The 16314-nt window shown below is 72.2% G+C and carries 17 protein-coding genes; 12 read left to right on the top strand and 5 right to left on the bottom strand.

Annotation, left to right across the window (positions count from 1 at the left end):
* The first annotated feature begins 14 nt into the window (after positions 1 to 14).
* The 6 genes from AFR_RS24650 to AFR_RS24625 all read left to right on the top strand — a co-directional run bounded on the left by AFR_RS24650 (position 15) and on the right by AFR_RS24625 (position 6502).
* Positions 15 to 1922, top strand: a complete 1908-nt coding sequence (locus tag AFR_RS24650) for a discoidin domain-containing protein (RefSeq protein WP_023363757.1) — start codon at positions 15 to 17, stop codon at positions 1920 to 1922.
* Between the two features lie 67 nt (positions 1923 to 1989).
* On the top strand, positions 1990 to 2493 hold the full coding sequence (locus AFR_RS24645) for a GyrI-like domain-containing protein (RefSeq protein ID WP_023363756.1): 504 nt from the start codon (positions 1990 to 1992) through the stop codon (positions 2491 to 2493).
* Positions 2486 to 3304 (top strand): MerR family transcriptional regulator, encoded by an 819-nt coding sequence (locus AFR_RS24640; RefSeq protein ID WP_023363755.1) that lies wholly within the window; start codon positions 2486 to 2488, stop codon positions 3302 to 3304. The genes AFR_RS24645 and AFR_RS24640 overlap by 8 nt, the downstream gene beginning before the upstream one ends.
* 12 nt (positions 3305 to 3316) lie before the next feature.
* Positions 3317 to 4795, top strand: coding sequence for an MFS transporter (locus AFR_RS24635; RefSeq protein ID WP_052359453.1), 1479 nt, complete (start codon positions 3317 to 3319; stop codon positions 4793 to 4795).
* A gap of 44 nt (positions 4796 to 4839) precedes the next feature.
* Positions 4840 to 5520 (top strand): DUF1775 domain-containing protein, encoded by a 681-nt coding sequence (locus tag AFR_RS24630; protein ID WP_023363753.1) that lies wholly within the window; start codon positions 4840 to 4842, stop codon positions 5518 to 5520.
* Between the two features lie 70 nt (positions 5521 to 5590).
* A complete protein-coding gene (locus AFR_RS24625; RefSeq protein ID WP_023363752.1) occupies positions 5591 to 6502 on the top strand; it encodes a L,D-transpeptidase in 912 nt (303 codons plus the stop codon).
* Here the strand turns inward: AFR_RS24625 and AFR_RS24620 are convergent.
* Positions 6499 to 7632, bottom strand: a complete 1134-nt coding sequence (locus AFR_RS24620; protein ID WP_023363751.1) for a PucR-like N-terminal domain-containing protein — start codon at positions 7630 to 7632, stop codon at positions 6499 to 6501. The genes AFR_RS24625 and AFR_RS24620 overlap by 4 nt on opposite strands.
* A gap of 82 nt (positions 7633 to 7714) precedes the next feature.
* On the opposite strand from AFR_RS24620, the gene AFR_RS24615 reads away from it, so the two are divergent.
* Positions 7715 to 9370 (top strand): FAD-binding dehydrogenase, encoded by a 1656-nt coding sequence (locus tag AFR_RS24615; RefSeq protein WP_023363750.1) that lies wholly within the window; start codon positions 7715 to 7717, stop codon positions 9368 to 9370.
* On the opposite strand, the gene AFR_RS24610 is transcribed toward AFR_RS24615, so the two are convergent.
* On the bottom strand, positions 9363 to 9854 hold the full coding sequence (locus tag AFR_RS24610) for a beta-class carbonic anhydrase (protein WP_023363749.1): 492 nt from the start codon (positions 9852 to 9854) through the stop codon (positions 9363 to 9365). The genes AFR_RS24615 and AFR_RS24610 overlap by 8 nt on opposite strands.
* 104 nt (positions 9855 to 9958) lie before the next feature.
* Between AFR_RS24610 and AFR_RS24605 the strand changes: the two genes are divergently transcribed.
* The 3 genes from AFR_RS24605 (at position 9959) to AFR_RS24595 (ending at position 11691) form a co-directional block, all read left to right on the top strand.
* Positions 9959 to 10303 (top strand): hypothetical protein, encoded by a 345-nt coding sequence (locus AFR_RS24605; protein ID WP_023363748.1) that lies wholly within the window; start codon positions 9959 to 9961, stop codon positions 10301 to 10303.
* Positions 10261 to 10962: a hypothetical protein gene (locus tag AFR_RS43880; RefSeq protein WP_023363747.1), complete on the top strand. Its 702-nt coding sequence runs from the start codon at positions 10261 to 10263 to the stop codon at positions 10960 to 10962. The genes AFR_RS24605 and AFR_RS43880 overlap by 43 nt, the downstream gene beginning before the upstream one ends.
* A 126-nt stretch (positions 10963 to 11088) precedes the next feature.
* Positions 11089 to 11691 carry a redoxin domain-containing protein gene (locus tag AFR_RS24595; RefSeq protein WP_052359804.1) on the top strand — a complete coding sequence of 201 codons (603 nt, stop codon included), beginning with the start codon at positions 11089 to 11091 and terminating at the stop codon, positions 11689 to 11691.
* Here AFR_RS24595 and AFR_RS24590 read toward each other — a convergent pair.
* The 3 genes from AFR_RS24590 to AFR_RS24580 all read right to left on the bottom strand — a co-directional run bounded on the left by AFR_RS24590 (position 11636) and on the right by AFR_RS24580 (position 14290).
* Positions 11636 to 12436: a class I SAM-dependent methyltransferase gene (locus tag AFR_RS24590; RefSeq protein ID WP_023363745.1), complete on the bottom strand. Its 801-nt coding sequence runs from the start codon at positions 12434 to 12436 to the stop codon at positions 11636 to 11638. The genes AFR_RS24595 and AFR_RS24590 overlap by 56 nt on opposite strands.
* Positions 12437 to 12680: 244 nt before the next feature.
* On the bottom strand, positions 12681 to 13940 hold the full coding sequence (locus AFR_RS24585) for an RNA polymerase sigma factor (protein ID WP_023363744.1): 1260 nt from the start codon (positions 13938 to 13940) through the stop codon (positions 12681 to 12683).
* A 2-nt stretch (positions 13941 to 13942) separates the two neighbouring features.
* Positions 13943 to 14290 carry a YciI family protein gene (locus tag AFR_RS24580; RefSeq protein WP_023363743.1) on the bottom strand — a complete coding sequence of 116 codons (348 nt, stop codon included), beginning with the start codon at positions 14288 to 14290 and terminating at the stop codon, positions 13943 to 13945.
* Between the two features lie 237 nt (positions 14291 to 14527).
* Between AFR_RS24580 and AFR_RS43875 the strand changes: the two genes are divergently transcribed.
* Positions 14528 to 15370 (top strand): ankyrin repeat domain-containing protein, encoded by an 843-nt coding sequence (locus tag AFR_RS43875; protein WP_023363742.1) that lies wholly within the window; start codon positions 14528 to 14530, stop codon positions 15368 to 15370.
* 65 nt (positions 15371 to 15435) lie between these two features.
* Positions 15436 to 16305 carry an ABC transporter permease gene (locus tag AFR_RS24570; RefSeq protein WP_023363741.1) on the top strand — a complete coding sequence of 290 codons (870 nt, stop codon included), beginning with the start codon at positions 15436 to 15438 and terminating at the stop codon, positions 16303 to 16305.
* Positions 16306 to 16314: the final 9 nt, after the last annotated feature.

Raw genomic sequence — 16314 nt, 5'->3', positions numbered from 1 at the left:
CGAGGAGCACGACCATGAGACGGCGAGCCTTCGGCGCAGCGGTCAGCGCCGCTCTGCTGATTCTGACGACGGCACCGGCGCAGGCGCACGGGCCGCGGGACCCGCACGCGCGGGTCTGGGTGACCACGGTGGACCGCGCCGAGCAGCTGCACGAGCGGGCCCCGGTCGCGTTCCGGCACGGCGGCAGCCCGGAGACGACGATCACCGTCGACCCCGGCACGCGGTACCAGAGCATGGACGGCTTCGGCGCCTCGCTGACCGACTCCGCCGCCAGCGTGCTCCACCGGCTCGACCCGGCCGCCCGCGACCGGGCGATGCGCTCGCTCTTCGACCCGCGGGAGGGCATCGGCGTCAGCTTCCTGCGCCAGCCCGTCGGCTCGTCCGACTTCACCGCCACCGCCGAGCACTACAGCTACGACGACGTGCCGGCCGGGCAGACCGACTTCGCGCTGAAGCACTTCAGCATCGCGCACGACCAGGCCCAGATCCTGCCGCTGCTGCGCCGGGCCCGCCAGCTCAACCCGCAGCTCAAGGTCATGGGTACGCCGTGGAGCCCGCCGGCGTGGATGAAAACGACGGACTCGCTGATCGGCGGACACCTGAAGGACGACCCGAAGATCTACGACGCGTACGCCCGGTACCTCGTCAAGTACGTGCAGGCGTACGCGAAGGCCGGTGTGCCGATCGACTACCTGACGATCCAGAACGAGCCGCAGAACCGCCACGACGGCGGGTACCCGGGTGCCGCGGTGCCCGTGCCGCAGGCGGCCAAGGTGATCACGGCGCTGGGGCCGCTGCTGCGCCGGGCCAGCCCGCGCACGAAGATCCTCGGCTACGACCACAACTGGACCACGCACCCCGGTGACGTCGGCACGACACCGCCCGGCGAGGACCCGGAGACGGACTACCCGTACCGGCTGCTGGACTCGCCCGCGGGCAAGTGGCTGGCCGGTACGGCGTACCACTGCTACTCCGGGGACCCCAGCGCGCAGACCGCGTTGCACGAGGCGTACCCGGAGAAGGGCATCTGGTTCACCGAGTGCTCCGGGTCGCACGGCGAGAACGACACCCCCGAACAGGTCTTCCGCGGGACGCTCACCTGGCACGCGCGGACGCTGGCGATCGGCACCACGCGCAACTGGGCGAAGTCGGTCGTCAACTGGAACATCGCCCTGGACAGCACCGGCGGCCCGCACCTGGGCGGCTGCGGCACCTGCACCGGACTGCTGACACTGCAGGCCGACGGCTCGGTCACCCGCGACGCCGAGTACTACACCATCGGTCACCTGTCGAAGTTCGTGAAGCCGGGCGCGGTCCGCGTGGCCAGCACGTCGTTCGGCACGACCGGCTGGAACGGCCAGATCATGGACGTGGCTTTCCGCAACCCCGACGGCTCCACCGCACTGGTGGTGCACAACGAGAACGACGACCCGCGCACCTTCGCGGTGGCGGTCGGCGGGCGTTCGTTCGAGTACACGCTGCCGGGCGGCGCGCTGGCCACCTTCACCTGGCCGCGGGGACTGACCTCCGACCTGGACCTGCTCCCGATCAAGGGCGCGACGGCAACCGCTTCGCCGGCAGGTGAGACACCGGGTGCCGCGGTCGACGGTGACGGTTCCACCCGCTGGTCCAGCGGCACCGCGCAGGAGCCCGGCCAGTACCTCCAGGTCGATCTGGGCCGGACGCAGTGGCTGCGCCGGGTCGCGATCGACAGCGGTGGCAACACCGGCGATTACGCCCGCGGCTGGGAACTGACCGCCAGCACGGACGGCAGCCACTGGCGCACCCTGGCCCGCGGCACGGGTACCGGTCAGCTGACCAACGTCGACGTGCCGCTGACCCGGGCCCGCCACCTGCGGGTCACCTCGACCGCGAGCAGCGGCAGCTGGTGGAGCATCGCCGATCTGCGTCTCTATCGGTGATCTCTTGACCTCGCCCCTGGGGCAGGCGGCACGCTGAACGCCTGCCCCAGCGACGAGGAGAAGCACCATGATCGAAGTCAGCACCCGTGACGTTCCCGAGCTGCATGTCGTCACCGAGGAGCGCAGTGTTGACCAGGCCGCGCTCGAGGCCTGGCTGCCCGGCGCGATGGCCCGGGTCCACCAAGCCGGCACGGAGGCCGGTGGGGTGCTGGGCACGTCGGCGCTGCCGTTCGTGCAGCGCACCGGCGACGACCAGTCCGTCTTCGTGGTGCTCTACGAGGGCAACCCCAACGAGGGGCCGACCTCGGTGGAGGTCTGCGCGCCGATCGCCGACCGGGCCGCCGCGGCCCGCACGATCCCGGCCCACCGCGAGGCGTTCGTGCGCGTGACCAAGGAGCAGGCGCTCACCGGCCAGCTCGGCGGTGTCTACGAGGCGGTCGAGAAGTGGATCAGCGACCAGGGCCTCGAGGTCACCGCCGCACCCCGCGAAACCTACTGGACCGACTTCGGTGCCGCCGCGCCCGGCGACGTCGTCTTCGACATCTCGTTCCCGTGCACCGGTCGTGGGTGACGGGCTGCTGACGACCGGCGAGTTCGCCCGCCGGTCCCGGCTCTCGGTCAAAGCCCTCCGCCTGTACGACCGCAGTGGCCTCCTGCGCCCCGCCGAGGTCCACGCGGGCAACGGCTACCGCCGCTACGCCGAGCACCAGCTGTACGCCGCCCGGCTGATCGTCCTGCTCCGCCGCCTGGACATGCCGCTGTCGCAGATCACCGAGATCCTCGCCGCGGGCGGTCCCGGGGCGGGGGAGCTGCTCGCGCGGTACTGGACGGATGTCGAGCGCCGTCTTGCCGCGCAGCGGGAACTGGCCGACCGCCTCGTCCGCAGCCTGTCGGGGGAGACGCCGGCGCAGGCCTGGCCGGTGCAGCAGCGTGAGGTCCCCGAGCAGCTGGTCCTCACCGAGCAGCGCTACGTGACCGCCGCGGAGCTGTCCTGGATCCGTTCGGCCGGCGCCCGGCTGACGGCGGTCGCGCAGCGCCACGGCGGCCCGGCCGGTCCCCGCTTCGTGGTGTTCCACGGCGAGGTCACCGAGGACAGCGACGGCCCGGTCGAGGTCTGTGTGCCCGTGGACCCGGCCGCCGTGGACCCGGCCGAGGTCGCGGTCCGCGTCGAGCCGGCCCACCGAGAGGCGTTCGTCCCGGTGGTCCGGGGCCACTTCGAGCCGCCGCAGATCCTGTCGATCTACGACGCCGCACGCCGCTGGATCCGCGATCGGGGCCTGGCCGTCACCGCGCCCGCCCGCGAGGTCTACGGCTACGGTGCCGACGTGTCGCACGGCGCCGCGGACGACCTCGTGTGTGACGTGGCTGTCCCGTACGCCTGACCACAGCCGCGTTTGGCGCCGGGGCCGCGGGGCACTTGCGCCTCCGTGAGCGCTGAGCAGGACACCAACCGCTGGAAGGCGATGTCCGTCGCCCTGGTCGCCGGGTTCATGACCCTGCTGGACGTCAGCATCGTCAACGTCGCCCTCCCGGCCATCCGTGCCGACCTCGACCTGAGTCCCGGCGGCCTGCAGTGGGTCCTCTCCGGGTACGCCCTCACCTTCGGCCTGCTCCTGGTGCCCGCGGGGCGCTTCGGCGACGCCCGGGGCCGCCGCAACCTCTTCATCGTCGGCCTGGCCCTCTTCACGCTGGCCAGCGCCGCCGCGGGTCTCGCCACCAGCGCCCTCTGGCTGATCATCGCGCGGCTCGTGCAGGGCGCCGCCGCCGGTGTGGTCAACCCGCAGGTGTCCGGGCTGATCCAGCAGCTGTTCAAGCCGGCCGAGCGGGGCCGCCCGTTCGGGCTGCTGGGCGCCACCATCGGCATCTCCACCGCCGTCGGCCCGCTGCTGGGCGGTCTGCTCATCCAGGTGTTCGGCGCCGAGCAGGGCTGGCGGTGGATCTTCTTCATCAACGTGCCCATCGGCATCGCGGCGATCGTGCTCGGGTACCGCTGGATCCCCGCGCGGCGCGCCGACCAGCAGGACCGCCAGAGCCTCGACTCGGTCGGTGTGCTCCTGCTCGGCCTCGGTGTGCTGCTGATCCTGCTGCCCCTGGTCCAGGAGCGCGAGTGGCAAGGCCCCGCGAAGTGGCTGCTGCTCGTCGCCGGTCTCGGCGTTCTGGGCGGCTTCCTGGCCTGGGAGCGCCGGTACGCCGCCCACGGCACCCCGGTCATCGAGCTCGGGCTGTTCAAGCAGCGGTCGTACGGCCTCGGCGCGCTCATCGGCCTGCTCTACTTCGCCGGCTTCACCACGATCTTCTTCATCTACACGCTCTACCTCCAGAACGGCCTGGGCTACAGCGCCCTGCTCGCGGGCCTGGCCATCACGCCGTTCGCACTGGGCTCGGCGGGTGCGGCGGCTCTCGGCGGTCGCATCGTCAACCGGTACGGCCGCCCGCTCGTCGCCACGGGTCTGACTTTGGTCGCGGTGGGACTCGGCGGGACGGTCCTCGCCCTGGACCTGGTCCGCGGTACGAACGGTGGCTGGGCGGCGGCGTTCCCGCTGCTGATCGCCGGGCTCGGCAGCGGCCTGGTGATCAGCCCCAACCAGACGCTGACGCTGGCCGACGTACCGGTCGAGAGGGCCGGCAGCGCCGGTGCGGTGCTGCAGACCGGGCAGCGCATCGGCACGGCCGTCGGCATCGCGGTGGTCGGCGCGGTCTTCTTCAACCGCCTCGCGGCCGGCAACAACGACTGGTCCGCCGCGCTGCGGATGGGCCTGCTGGTGACCATCGGCCTGGTCCTCGTCGCGCTGGTGGCGGCCCTCGCCGACGTCGTCGCGGCCCGCCGGGACAAAACTTCCGAGCCGGTCGAGGGAACTTTGGCCCGCCGATGAACGACTGTGGAGCGGTGTTCCCTCGACGTAAGGCGGTTCGTGACGTGAAGCGGTTGACGACGATCGGTGTTCTCGCCGGACTGGGTGTCCTGGTGCTGGCCGGGCCGGCGGCGGCCCACGTCGAGGTCAGCGCCGACAAGACCCGGGCCGGTGCCACCGACGTGACGCTGACCTTCGAGGGAGAGGCCGAGAACCCGTCCGGCATCAAGAGCGAGCGGGTGGTGCTGCCCGAGGGCATCGCGCCGGCCGACGTCACGCTGGTCAAGGCGCCCAAGGGCTGGACCTTCGCCGCCACCGCGGACGGTTTCACGGTCGGGGGCAAGGCCCTCGCCTCGGGCCAGGACGCCGAGTGGAAGGTCAAGGTGGCCAAGTTCCCCGACGGCGAGCAGCGGCTGTCGTTCAAGACCGTCGAGACGTACGCGGACGGTGAGGTCTCCCGCTGGATCGAGATCCAGAAGGAGGGCGCGGACGAGCCGGAGAACCCGGCGCCGCTGGTCACGCTCAAGCCCGGCCCGGCGCCGACCTCGGCCGCGCCCGCGCCGTCGTCCGCTGCACCGGCCTCCGCGGCACCGGTTGCCTCGCCACCCGCGGCCACGATTCAGGCCGAGCCGGCGGCGTCGACCGACGACGGGTCCTCCACCTGGTGGATCTGGGTGCTGGTCGCCCTGGCCGTGGTCGGTGGCGGAACCTTCCTGGTTTTGCGCCGCCGCTCGAAGACCCCCTAACGGGGGAATTCCGGCGCCGCGGATCGAGCCGTCACGGCGCCGGCCGTCCGGGGCACCATGATCACCGCTCATGAAGGCGTTCCTCGCCACCGGGACGGCATTGGCCGTCGTCTCCCTCGGCGCCGCGTGCAGCGGCCACGGCCCGGCCGCTTCCGCCGCCGACCTGCCGTCGTCCCCGACCCCGTCCACCACCACGCCGGCGGCCTCAGCCGGCCCGGCCGACCTGCCGCAACCACCGAGCTCGGCGAAGTTCGTGCGGGTGACGAGTTTCCTCGGCGACGGCCGGACCGTCGGCGTGGCGATGCCGCTGATCCTGCGCTTCGGCCGGGCCGTGCCGGTCGCGCGCCGGGCCGCAGTGGAGGAACGCCTGACCGTGCGTTCCAGGCCTGCGCAGCCCGGGGTGTGGAGCTGGACCAGCCCGACCGAGGTGCACTTCCGGCCGCGGCACTTCTGGCTGGCCCGGACCGCGGTCACCTACCGCGCCGACCTGGCGGGCCTCCCGCTGGGCAACGGCCGGTACGTCCGCAACAACCTCGGTGTCGGCATCAGCATCGGTCGTGCGTTCGTGATGACCGTCGACAACCGGACGAAGACCATGACCGTCGAGCGTGACGGCAAGGTTGTCAAGAGGATCCCCGTCAGCCTGGGCAAACGCAGCACCCCGTCGTCCAGCGGCACGATGATGGTGATGGACAAGCAGCGGCACGCCGTCTTCGACACGTTCGACGAGCTCGGCGCGGACGGGTACCGCACGAAGATCGAGTACGCCCAGCGCCTCACCTGGGGCGGCGAGTTCATCCACGCCGCACCCTGGTCGGAGGACGCCCAGGGCCGCACGAACGTCTCCCACGGCTGCGTCAACGTGTCGCAGCGGATGGGCCGGTGGCTCTTCGCGCGGACGCTGCCCGGCGACCCGGTGACGATCCGCGGCACGTCCCGCAAGCTGCGCCCCGGCAACGGCTGGACGGACTGGAACGACTAACTCCTCCGCAGGGCGAGCTGGAGGGCCAGCCGCGTACCGGGGTCGTCGAGGGCCGGGCCGAGGAGGCGGCGGAGTTTGCGCAGGCGGTAGCGGACCGTCTGCGGGTGCGCGTGCAGCGCCGCCGCGGCCGGGATCACCTGTCCCTGCGCCTCGAGCCAGGCCAGCAGGGTCGGGCCGAGCACCGGGTCGTCTCCCAGCGGCGCCAGGCAGAGGTCCGCCAGCCGACCGGCCAGGCCGGGCTCCCAGGCGGTGATCAGGGTGACCAGGTGCTCGTCGCAGATCAGCAGCGCCTCCGCAGGCAGGACACCCTCCCGCTGCAGTTCCAGCGCCCGCCGCGACATCCGGTACGAGAGACGGGCCTCCGCGAGGTCCACCGACGGCCCCAGCGCCGCCCGCCGTCCGGACAGGACGGAGGTCAGATGCGCGAGGCGCCCCGGCGTCTCCGGCGCGGGCACGGCCAGCCTGACCGCGTCGCCGATGACGGTGGCGATCGTGCCGCTGCCGGCGAGCCGGGCCACGTGCTCGGCGTCGGTGCCCTCGACGCTGACCAGCGCCACCGTCTCCGGCAACGGCCACCGGGCAGCGTCCGCGGCGGCCCGGAGCGCGGGGGAGCCCGCCGGGTCCGGCTGCACCAGCAGGGTGATCAGCCGGCGCCGGGTGGTCTCCCAGTCCCGCGCCTGGTCGCGCTGCTCGTCCAGATAACCCTGCGCGGCCGCACCGGCCAGCATGTCGACAAAACCGAACAGCGCCGACGCCAGCACGTAGAGAACGTCCGGCGGCAGGTCGCGGTCGACCAGGTACGCCCACATCTCGCGCCCGCCCAGCGTCAGGATCGAGCGCAGGGCGTCGACGGTGTGCCCCTCGCGATATTCGGTGCGGCCGAGCCGGACGAACACCTCCCGGGTCCCGGTCAGGTCGCCGCCGGGCTCGGTCACCGCGGTGACGAACGCGTCGACGGCCGTCTCCACCCCGAGCGCGAGCCCGCGTCCCTGGCCGCCGCCGAGCGAGCGCCCCTGATCCCGCATGGCGGCGCTGACGGTCGCCAGCACCCGGTCGCGCAGGCCGGCGCGGACGGCCCGGACCTGCTCGCCGACACCCGGCGGCAGATCGGCCAGACGGGGCTCGAGCATTTGTCACCTCGGTGATAAAGACCCGCGGGATTTGTGGATCGCGGGACCACCATGTTGGCACGCCGATGCCTACGGTGAACCCATGGACGCAGATGTGATCGTCGTGGGCGCGGGACTGGCCGGACTGGCGGCGACAGCCGAGCTCGCCGAGGCGGGCCGCAAGGTTCTCCTGCTCGACCAGGAGGGCGAGCAGAGCCTCGGCGGCCAGGCGTTCTGGTCCTTCGGCGGGCTGTTCCTCGTCGGCTCACCCGAGCAGCGCCGGATGGGCGTCCGTGACTCGGTCGACCTGGCCTGGCAGGACTGGCTCGGCAGCGCCGGCTTCGACCGCGAGGAGGACCACTGGCCGCGGCAGTGGGCCGAGGCCTACGTCAACTTCGCGGCGGGGGAGAAGAGGTCCTGGCTGCACGCCATGGGTCACCGGCTGTTCCCGGTGGTCGGCTGGGCCGAGCGCGGTGGCGGTGCGGCCGACGGTCACGGCAACTCGGTGCCGCGCTTCCACCTCACCTGGGGGACCGGCCCCGGCCTGGTCGAGCCGTTCGAGCGGCGGGTCCGCGCGGCCGCCGAGCGCGGCCTGGTCGTCTTCGGTTTCCGTCACCGCGTCGACGGCCTCGTCAAGACCGGCGGGACGGTCACCGGTGTCCAGGGCCGCCTGCTCGCTGCCACCGACGTCCGCCGCGGCGAGTCGAGCTCGCGCGAGGAGACCGGCGATTTCTCGTACGCCGCACAAGCGGTCATCGTCACCTCGGGCGGCATCGGCGGTGACCACGACCTCGTCCGCAAGGCCTGGCCCGCCCGGCTCGGCGCACCCCCGAAGCGGATGATCTCGGGCGTGCCCGCCCACGTCGACGGCCGCATGCTCGGCATCACCGAGGCAGCCGGCGCCCGGATCATCAACCCGGACCGGATGTGGCACTACACCGAGGGCCTGCGCAACTGGGACCCGATCTGGCCCGGCCACGGCATCCGCATCCTGCCCGGCCCGTCGTCACTGTGGCTGGACGCGACCGGCCGCCGCCTGCCCGCGCCGCTCTTCCCCGGCTTCGACACGCTCGGCACGCTGAAGCACCTGATGGCCACCGGCCACGACTACAGCTGGTTCGTGCTCACGCAGAAGATCATCGAGAAGGAGTTCGCCCTGTCGGGCTCCGAGCAGAACCCCGATCTGACCGGCAAGAGCATCCGTCAGGTGCTGGGCCGGGCGCGCGCGGGTGCGACCCCGCCGGTCGAGGCGTTCAAGAAGAACGGCGACGACTTCGTCGTGGCGTCCACGCTCTCCGAGCTCGTGGCCGGCATGAACAAGCTGGTCGCGCCCGAGGGTGGTCCCGCTCTCGACCTCGACCAGGTACGCCGTACCGTCGAGGCCCGCGACCGCGAGATGGCCAACCCGTTCAGCAAGGACGCGCAGGTCACGGCCATCCACGGCGCCCGCCGTTACCGCGGTGACAAGCTGATCCGCGTCGCGACCCCGCACCGGCTGCTCGACGCGTCCGCGGGCCCGCTGATCGCCGTACGGCTGAACATCCTCACCCGCAAGACCCTCGGCGGTCTCGAGACGGACCTGTCCGCCCGCGTCCTGCAGTCCACCGGCGAACCCCTCCCCGGCGTCTACGCCGCGGGTGAGGTCGCCGGCTTCGGCGGGGGTGGCATGCACGGCTACAACTCGCTCGAAGGCACGTTCCTCGGCGGCTGCCTGTTCTCCGGGCGTACGGCGGGCCGGGCGGCGGCGGCCGCTATTTGACCTCGCGCAGCCTGCCGGTCTCGACCTCGTAGACAAAGCCGCGTACCGAGTCCTTGACCGGGATGTACGGGTCGTCGAGCACCCGCCGCACCGACTGCCGCACGTCGTCGTCGAGGTCGGCGAACGCCTCGGCGGCCCACGGCGGCTTACTGCCGACCTCCTGCCGGATGCTCTCCTTGAACCCGTCGTCGGTGAAGGTGAGCATCCCGCAGTCGGTGTGGTGGATCAGCACGATCTCGGTGGTCCCGAGCAGCCGCTGGCTGATCGCCAGACTCCGCAGCTGATCGGCGGTGACGACCCCACCCGCGTTGCGGATCACGTGGGCGTCACCCTCCGACAGGCCGAGCAGCCCGTACGGGTTGAGCCGCGCGTCCATGCAGGCGACGATGGCGACGTGTTTGGCGGGCGGCAGCGGCAGCGCACCATTGTCGAAGCCTGCGGCGTACCGCTCGGCATTGGCGAGCAGCTCATCGGTGACGCTCATGCGACTCAACTCCTGGTGAAGGCGGATGAAGGCATACTATCCCCGTCTGCTCACTAGGACTTGAGGGCGCGGGACAAGGCCGATCGGAACGGAGCAGGGAGTCCATGGACGGTGCCACAGCCGGGACCGAGCCGGCGACAATCAGCGACACCGAGCGCGCCGTCTACGGTTCCGTCACGTCGCTCGAGCTGCGGGCGTTTCTCGATGCCTGGACGACACGCCGGTTGGGCAGTCCGATCGAGAAGGTTCGCTTCCGCGCCGGACGTATCGACGTCGTCTGGGGCGTCGAGCTGGGAGACGGGCGGACCGTTGTCATCAAGACTCATCGGCCGCCGGTCGACCTCGACGCTGCCCGGTCGCCGGCGAAGCCCAGCTCCTGCTGGCCGAAGCAGGCTTCCCTTGCGCAGTGCCGCTGGCCGGACCGGACGAGGTCGAAGGCCGGGTCCTGACGGCGGAGACCCTGATCGCCGGCGAAGCCCCGGACGGACGAGACCCGGCCGGCCGGCTGGTGCTGGCCGAAGGACTCGCCCGGCACATCGAGATCCTGCGTGAGCGATCCGACTTCGTGCGAAGGGCCGGGCCCGGGCCGTCGTGGTGCCGGTATCAGGCCGGACCCTGGCCCGTTCCGCACGACACGATCGTCGACTTCCGATCGACACCGACCGGCTACGAATGGCTCGACACCTTCGGCCGACGAGCCGCCGACCAGATCCTTGCTCATCGCGAGGCCGAGAAGGTCGTCGTGGGTCACGCCGACTGGTACGCCGGCAACACCGCAATCTCCGGAGGTGCGCTGACCGGGACGTTCGACTGGGAACTCGTCGCAGACACCGAAGCAGTCATCGCGGGATTCGCTGCGGCGGGCTACGCCAGCAGTTCAACGGGCGGTGGCGGATTGTCGACCCCTGAAGAGGCGGCGATGTTCCTGCGTGACTACGACACCGCCCGCACTCGACCGCTGTCCGATCAAGAGCGGCGAACCGCCGCCGGTGCGGCCGCCTGGATCGTCGCGTTCAACGCCCGCTGGCAGGTCGCGCTCTCCGATCATGGCCTCTGCGACGAGGCGACGGTTTCGCTGGTCCAGAACTACCTGACCCTCACCTGGTGACGGACCGGCCCGGCGCCCTGGTCGACGCGGGCACGAAGGCCCGACTTCACTGATGTCGGTCCTGGGCCGCTGTCCGTTAACCCGGGCTTCATAATGCCTATTAATTGGGTAGGTATTGTGTTCTTCATGACGACTGCACCGCTGCACCTGGCTGACGCCGACCATGCGGCTGCCCGCCGCCAGTTCGAGCGGGACGCCGTCTGGAGCCGGATGATCGCGCCCGGTGGCCGGGTGCCGGCCCTGCCGCTGATCGAGGTCGACCTGGGGCCGATCCACCTGGACCGGCTGCTGCAGACGGGCCCGCTCGTGCTGGCCTTCTTCCGCTACGAGGGGTCGGCGGCCGGCGACGCGATGCTCGTCGACTACCAGCGCACCCTGCTGCCGGCCTGCACCGACCTGGGTGCGCACCTGGTCGCGGTGAGTCCGCAGCGGTTCGACCTGCTCGCGCCGGTCAAACATCGCCATGAGCTGGGCTTTCTTGTCGCCTCCGACCCGCGGCACGTGCTGATCGACGCGTTCCGGATCGGCTACGGCAGCCCTGCGGCGAGTGACACGCTGGGCACACGGCGCTCGGTGCTGCCCTATCCGGCGGTGGTGGTCGCCGACCGTACCGGGACGGTCCGATATGCCGACGTCCGGGCGGAATCGGCTCCGCACTCCGGGGCCGCTCCGATCATCGCGGCCCTGCGCCGCTCGGCGGGGAGCTCACCGGTGCCCGCGCGACGATGAGCCGGGCGTGCGGCCGGTGCTCCCACCGGCCCTGCGGCGCGCGGGCGAGGAACTCCCGGCGCAGCCCGGCGACGAACTCCGCCCCGCGCGCGTCGGCCAGGGACCGCATCGGCCCGGACCTCGTGTACGCGTCGAAGAACTCAGCCGCGTCCGGATGCGAGATCGGGTAGGACGGCTCCTCGTCGCGGTCGACCGTCAGACCCTGTGCGGTCAGCGCCGGCACGAGCCGCTCCTGCCAGGACCAGTCGTGCGGCGGGACGTGCCGCCGCACCAGCTCCGAGGCGATCGCGAACGGTCCGTCGTCCTCGGTGACGGCCGGCCAGAAGACGACGGCGAGCCGCCCGCCCGGACGCAACGCCTCCGCCCAGGACCGCAGGGCGGCGTCGGGTTCCGGCAACTGCTGCAGACCGAAGACCGACACGACGGCGGCGGCCGACTGCGGCTCGAGGGTCGAGGCGTCGCCCTCGACCACGCTCACCTGCGCGTGTGCGGCGCCCCGCTCCCGCGCGCGCCGGACCATGCCGGGGGAGAGGTCGACGCCGCGCAGCTCGCGGCCGGGCATCGTCGTGACCAGGGCGTCCAGCTCCGGGAAGGTGCCGCAGCACGGCACGAGGACCGGCCCGTCGGGCAGCTCCGCGCCGGCCACGGCTTCGGTCGCCGCGGCCACCCACGGCGCGAAGCGCGGCACGTAGTACGCCTCGTAACCGTCGACCTCGCCGGCCCAGCCGCGAGCCTGCGCACTCATCGCGCTTCCGCCTTGCCGAAGGTCCGGTTGGTGCCGGAGACCGACGGACACGGCGAGGGCCGCGCGGCCCGGGCCGGGAAGGGATTCATGACGGGTCTCCTCAGGCAGGTGGCCGGCCGAGCCGGTCAGGTGGCCGGTCGAGTCGGTCAGGTGGCCGGTCGAGTCGGGCAGGGGCCGGTCGAGTCAGGTAGGGGCCGGTTGAGTCGGTCAGGTGGCCGGTCGAGTCGGGCAGGGGCCGGTCGAGTCAGGCAGGGGGACGGTCGAGCAGGTCCAGGCGGCGGCGCAGGTGCTCGCGGTCCGGGCCGGTGCCGGCCAGGTCCAGCGCCTCACGGTAGGCCGCGGCCGCCTCGGCGTCACGTCCCAGGCGGTGCAACAGGTCGGCGCGTGCCGCCGGGTACGGGTGGTGACCGCGCAACGCGGGCTCGTCCGCCAGCTCGTCGAGCAGTTCCAGACCGGCCTCCGGGCCGTCACGCATCGCCACGGCGGCGGCGCGGTTCAGGGCGACGACGGGCGACGGTGTCAGCGCGAGCAGCACGTCGTAGAGCGCGACGATCTGCTCCCAGTCGGTGGCGTCCAGGTGCGGCGCCTCGTCGTGCAGCGCCGCGATCGCTGCCTGCACGCCGTACGGGCCGGGCGGGCCGCCGGTGAGTGACGCCGCCGCCAGCGCCGACCCCTCAGCGATCATCGGCGCGTCCCAGCGGCTCCGATCCTGCTCGTCCAGCAGCACCGGAGCACCGTCCGGGCCGGTCCGCGCGTCACGTCGGGCGTGAACGAGCAGCATCAGCGCGAGCAGACCCGCCGTCTCGCGCTCGCCACTCAGGAGGCGGTGCAGGATGCGGGCCAGGCGGATGGCCTCCTCGGCCAGGCGGGGGCGTTGCAGGTGCGGGCCGGAGCTGGCCGCGTACCCCTCGGTGAAGAGTGAGTAGATCGCCTGCAGGACCCCCGGCAACCGCCCGGGGAGCTCGTCGGCGCCCGGCACCCGGAACGGGATGCGGGCGTCGCGGATCTTCGTCTTGGCCCGGGTGATGCGCTTGGCCATCGTGGCCGGCGGCACCAGGAACGCCCGCGCGACCTCCGGTGTGGTCAGACCGGCCAGGAAACGCAGGATCAGCGCCCCGCGGTCCTCGGCCGCCAGCGCCGGATGCGCACAGGTGAAGAACAACTGCAGCCGCTCGTCCGGCAGGTCGTCACCGGGCTCGACCGCGGGCACCGGACCCGCCCGGTCGGCCTCCACCTGCAGGATGGCCAGCCGGGAGGCCAGCGCCTGATCACGCCGGAGCCGGTCCACGGCCCGGCGGCGGGCCGTGGTCATCAGCCAGGCGCCCGGCGCGGGCGGCACCCCCTGCGCCGGCCAGTGCGTCAGGGCCGCCTCGATCGCCTCGGACGTGACCTCCTCGGCCAGGTCGAGGTCGCCGAAGCGGCGGACGAGGGCCGCCAGCAACCGGCCACGTTCCTCCCGGAACACCGCCTCCACGGAGGCGCCGGCGGTCCACTCGTCCGGCACGCTCAGGCCCCGAAGTCCGCGACCGGCCGCACCACCATCGCGCCGTCCCGGGCGCCCGGGCAGCGCGCGGCCCAGTCGAGCGCCACGTCGAGGTCCGGCACGTCGATCACGTAGAAGCCGCCGAGCAACTCCCGCGTCTCGGCGTACGGGCCGTCGGTGACCGTCCGGGTGCCGTCCGCACCGACCCGGACGGTCGTGGCCGTGACCAGGTCGGCCAGGGACTCACCGGACACGAAGATCCCGGCCTCCTTGACCTCCTTGTCGTACGTCATCCAGTCCTCGACCGTGCAGGCGGGCGCGCCACCCTGCTCGTCGGCCGATCCGGCAATGATCAACATCAAGTACTTCACGATGGATCTCCCTCGGCGTCGTGTCCATGGTCCGCTGCGGCAGCGGTGCCGCACGCCATCACCACGAACGGGACCGAGCCGGATGGACAAGTCCCCGGAAAATTCTCCCTGACCCGGTCACTTCGTGGCGACCCCGGACCGCGCGGCCCGATCTTCCGCGCCGACGAGCCGCGCAACCGTCGACGTCCGCGTACCGGCGGGTTGCCCGGCGTCGCCGGCGGCTGTCACCCTGCCGCCATGACCATCCGTGACGCGCTGTCCGCCACGAAGTTCCATCCGGCGCCGGCCGCCCTCGGCCTCCTGCGCGACCTGCTGCGGGCGGGGCTCGCCGAGGAACCCGGGGACGAGCCCGTCCTGATCCGGGCCGTCGGGTCGACCGTCCCACCGGCGGCTTTGCGCGCCCTGCTCGAAGCCGGCGCCGACCCCGATCAAAAGCGGTCCGACGGTACGCCGGCACTCGTCCTCGCGGCCCGCCGTGGTGACCACGCCGCGGTCGACGTGCTCCTGGAAGCCGGTGCGGACGTCGACGGTGCCGACGGGATCGGACGGACGGCACTCATGCACGCGGTCGAACGTGACGAGCAGCGTGTCGTCACCGTGCTGCTGCTGGCCGGGGCCGACACGGAGGTCGTGAGCCATGACGGCATGACGGCGTTGCGGCTCGCCCGGGGCTGGCGGCGTCAGGCGATCCGTTCCCGGCTCGGTGAGCGGTTCATCGGCCGTGCGAAGGTGCCGATCATCCGGACCGCGATCGGTCTGGAACCCACGGGCGTCCGCCTGACCGCCGATGCCGAGAGTTTTCGCCTTCTGGCGACGGTGCTCGAGGTCGCCCTCGACCATCTCGGCGACGCGGACTGGCGCACCCGCACCGGCTGGGACGCCGTGACGGCGCGAGGGTTTGCGGCCCGGCTGCGTGCCGTCTCCCTCGAGGAGCTCGAGGAGCTGGAGGCGACCGAAGAGGAGGTCGGAACCGTCCGGGCCGCACTGGTGGAGGTCAGCCACGGCTTCACGGTGCCACCCGCAACGGGTCTCGACCTCACGCGGGTCGCCGATCTGCTCGAGGACTTCAAACGCGGCTGACAACGTAGCTCCGGCGTCCATCAGCCGGTACGGGTGTTGCCTATTGCCTAGTAATACTATAGGAAATGCAGGTGACCACCGACGTCTTCGCCCCACCGGCGCCCGTTACCCAGCGTGGCCCGGCGGCCGGCCGGCCCGGGCAGAGCCCGCGTGATGCCCGCCGGCGCCGCATCGTGCTGCGCCTGATCTCCCTGCTGGTGCTCTACGCGCTGTGGGAGATCTCGGCGCGGGTCACGCGCAATCCCACTTTCATCCCGGCGCCGTCGGCGGTCTGGCATCAGCTGGTCGTCACGTCGACCACTCACGACGGTGTCCGCGGGTACAGCGGCCACCTGCTGATCGAGCATCTCGGGGTGAGCCTGCGGCGCATTCTGATCGGCAGCGCGATCGGTGTTGCCGGCGGTCTGGTGCTGGGCGTCGTGATGGGCACCGTCGGCTGGATCCGGGTCGTGGTCGAGCCGGTGGTCACGTTCGTCCGCGCGCTGCCGCCGCTGGCGTACTTCAGCCTGTTCATCATCTGGTTCGGCATCGACGAGACGCCCAAGCTGTGGCTGCTCTCGATCGCCGCGCTGCCGCCGGTCGCGGTGGCCACCGCCGCCGCTGTCTACTCGGCGCCGACCGGGCTGGTCGAGGCCGCGCAGGCGCTGGGTGCGGGGCGGTGGCAGACGATCCGCGACGTGGTGCTGCCGAACGCCCTGCCGGAGATCTTCACGGGCATCCGGCTGGCGGTCGGCATCGCGTACTCGTCGGTCGTCGCGGCCGAGACCATCAACGGTGTTCCCGGCATCGGCGGGCTCATCCGTGATGCCCAGCGGTACTCCCAGACGGACGTGGTCGTGCTCGGCCTGTTCGCCATCGGCCTTTCCGGCCTGCTCATCGACGCCCTGCTGCGGACAGCCGAGACCAGGCTGATCCCGTGGCGGGGCCGTAGTTAAGGAAACCCC

Source organism: Amorphoplanes friuliensis DSM 7358, assembly GCF_000494755.1.
Lineage (GTDB): Bacteria > Actinomycetota > Actinomycetes > Mycobacteriales > Micromonosporaceae > Actinoplanes > Actinoplanes friuliensis.
This window is presented reverse-complemented; position numbering and strand designations above follow the sequence as displayed.

Coding starts and splice junctions, on each gene's coding strand:
- AFR_RS24650 (WP_023363757.1), top strand. CDS start 15: ATGAGACGGCGAGCCTTCGGCGCAGCGGTCAGCGCCGCTCTGCTGATT.
- AFR_RS24645 (WP_023363756.1), top strand. CDS start 1,990: ATGATCGAAGTCAGCACCCGTGACGTTCCCGAGCTGCATGTCGTCACC.
- AFR_RS24625 (WP_023363752.1), top strand. CDS start 5,591: ATGAAGGCGTTCCTCGCCACCGGGACGGCATTGGCCGTCGTCTCCCTC.
- AFR_RS24620 (WP_023363751.1), bottom strand. CDS start 7,632: ATGCTCGAGCCCCGTCTGGCCGATCTGCCGCCGGGTGTCGGCGAGCAG.
- AFR_RS24615 (WP_023363750.1), top strand. CDS start 7,715: ATGGACGCAGATGTGATCGTCGTGGGCGCGGGACTGGCCGGACTGGCG.
- AFR_RS24610 (WP_023363749.1), bottom strand. CDS start 9,854: ATGAGCGTCACCGATGAGCTGCTCGCCAATGCCGAGCGGTACGCCGCA.
- AFR_RS24605 (WP_023363748.1), top strand. CDS start 9,959: ATGGACGGTGCCACAGCCGGGACCGAGCCGGCGACAATCAGCGACACC.
- AFR_RS24595 (WP_052359804.1), top strand. CDS start 11,089: ATGACGACTGCACCGCTGCACCTGGCTGACGCCGACCATGCGGCTGCC.
- AFR_RS24590 (WP_023363745.1), bottom strand. CDS start 12,436: ATGAGTGCGCAGGCTCGCGGCTGGGCCGGCGAGGTCGACGGTTACGAG.
- AFR_RS43875 (WP_023363742.1), top strand. CDS start 14,528: ATGACCATCCGTGACGCGCTGTCCGCCACGAAGTTCCATCCGGCGCCG.
- AFR_RS24570 (WP_023363741.1), top strand. CDS start 15,436: ATGCAGGTGACCACCGACGTCTTCGCCCCACCGGCGCCCGTTACCCAG.